General features: G+C 47.8%; 3 protein-coding genes. All 3 read right to left on the minus strand.

Annotation, left to right across the window (positions count from 1 at the left end; translation table 11 throughout):
• Positions 1-435 precede the first annotated feature (435 nt).
• On the minus strand, positions 436-990 hold the full coding sequence (locus tag C7H09_RS19750; RefSeq protein ID WP_133166218.1) for a hypothetical protein: 555 nt from the start codon (positions 988-990) through the stop codon (positions 436-438).
• A 474-nt stretch (positions 991-1,464) separates the two neighbouring features.
• Positions 1,465-2,022 (minus strand): potassium channel family protein, encoded by a 558-nt coding sequence (locus C7H09_RS09260; protein ID WP_106762272.1) that lies wholly within the window; start codon positions 2,020-2,022, stop codon positions 1,465-1,467.
• 109 nt (positions 2,023-2,131) lie between these two features.
• A partial coding sequence (locus tag C7H09_RS09265) for an excalibur calcium-binding domain-containing protein (protein ID WP_133166219.1) occupies positions 2,132-2,271 on the minus strand: 140 nt, incomplete at its 5' end.

Here is a 2,271-nt window from a genome sequence, read left to right on the forward strand (position 1 = left end):
CGTTGAAGCCAGTCGCCTTGATTAGCCGCCCCGTGGGCGTGCCTTAATGCCATGAGCCAGTGCGCTTACACCGGCCCTGAGCCTGACGCTAACTGGAGCTACGCAGCCAGATCCTTGAATAGTGCCAGTGGCCGGTTAACCGATGAATGTCTGGTGCCCCTGACCCACCGATGGAACAACCGGTCAGGCTGTGGTCTAAAGCCACGTAAGAGAGCCCCTATATGTGTTTGCTGTAAGTGCCTGACAGCTCCGCGAGACTGACGAAGCAGGCGTTCTCGCTCATGGGTTTAGGTTGGCCGCTGGCGCGGCCAAAAAAACACTATTGCCTGTTGACTCAGAGAAGGCTCATATGTGTTAGAAATAAACACATTGCTGACGAAATTCAACCTTCAAACATTTCCTAAACACTACACTCAGGAATATATACTAGAAGCCTCATAGGTCGTAACGGATTTTTAAAGTTCCTTTTGGTCTACTGTCAGTAATTTCGAGGCCACGAGGAACATCACCATAAAACTCGCCAATGGTGAGATCTATTCTGTCACAAATAGGTTTGAGCCAATTTTTTAAAATTTCCAAGTCTCCACTTTTTAGGGAATACACTTCCATATTTATATTTCTCAATAGCTCTCCACCCAGCAACTGGTTAGTTTTCTTAACCGATGAAGGAAAGTCCTCTGGACTATGCAAAGAAGGCCACTGCGTTCTCTTTCGATGCACTATACTGGGTGATTCGACTGAAGGGGCGCCTTCTCCAGACCATGACAACCTATATTTTTCGTCTTTTGTCATAAAGATCAGTCGATACCCAGTCAGGCGATTTACAGTAAACCCAACCCAAAAAGATTCATCTGGAATTTGTGATTTGTTCGCTATCCACTTGTCCAAAGGAACTGATGAGGCTGTGATTCTAAACCCCCAGTCATCATGCTCCACACTTGGTGGCGTAAGACCTCGGGTATGTAGCCAATTAACAACAGATCGATTCATTTTGATTCTCGGATTTTTCTAACGCCAAAATTCAGCGGCGGCCTTTGCGTAGCGAAGCGAAGAAAAGGCCGTCCGGTGGAGGCCCGTAAGGGCCGGAACGAACTGGAATGACTTGTTAACTGTGCCGCATGCGACGCCGTTGGTTCTCATTGGGGAGTGGCTTTTCAGGTCGGTTTTCACAATACCTACACCCTGCATCTCCGCAACGGCCCTCAAGCCATATGTTGCAATACGCGCAGATAAAAGCATCAAAAGGCTCATAGTAAATCGCTGGCTCCTGACACTTGTGGCATGAAACCGAGTCTTCCGGAATGAAACCCTCGATTTTGACCGCCCCGTCGATGAGCAGAAACCCTTCTTCATCAGCCTTTTCTACGAACTTTGTACCCATGCTTTTCTACAGTTAACGCCTGGCTTTGCGGCGCACCGGAGCGCCAGCGTAGGTGCGTCCGACAACAGCCACTTGTTAAATTTTCAGTGGTCCTGACTCGACTTAGACAGGAACAGCCCTATTACGATTGCAAACATGAACATACCAACTAAGGTCTGACCAGTTGCCAGCATTTTCGTCAGATCTGAAGCTGGGTATATATCTCCATATCCAAGCGTTGTCATAGTTACAAAGCTATAGTAGATGCTATCTATCCGGCTTAACCCCTCCACCGAAAATGCGCCCCATGACCAATAGACGTAAGCCATAGAGAACCCGATCTCCAAGTAGTGACCCAGAGCGAAAAATAAAGATCTACCGGAATCTCTAAGCCCCCGTTTCTCAACAGGAAACACGATTTTCAAAAGGTAAATCAAGGAACCTATCTGAATAAATGCTACAAGAAAGCCAAGGAACAGACTCACCGGCAGCAATAGAGCTGCAACAATCGAGAAAATAAACCTCGAAACCAGGTAAATTTCTGCCCAAACATAGAACTCCACCCTGTCTGCGGTAGCCCATGCGCCAAATTTCGGCAACAGCGTATTCGGGGTGAGTGACGCCAAAACCGAAATGGCTTTCTTAGACTTCTCGTAGAGCATGGATCTTGGTTCTCAATTTAACGCCAACAGCATGCGCGGCTGCGAAATGAAGGCGAAGCCGCAATGTAGTAGACGTCGCCGTGCCTGTGATTGTTAGAACCGTTGCCCGTTAATTGCACCACTGCCTCTCGCATGGGACGCCGTCATGATTTCCGTCCATTTTCGTATTGGGGCAATTCCTCAGAAAATAGGTCGCTTCCGCACAAGATGTCATCTGAGAGCAATATGTTCTCCCGTCACATCTGAATT

The organism is Marinobacter fuscus (genome assembly GCF_003007675.1).
Taxonomy (GTDB): domain Bacteria; phylum Pseudomonadota; class Gammaproteobacteria; order Pseudomonadales; family Oleiphilaceae; genus Marinobacter; species Marinobacter fuscus.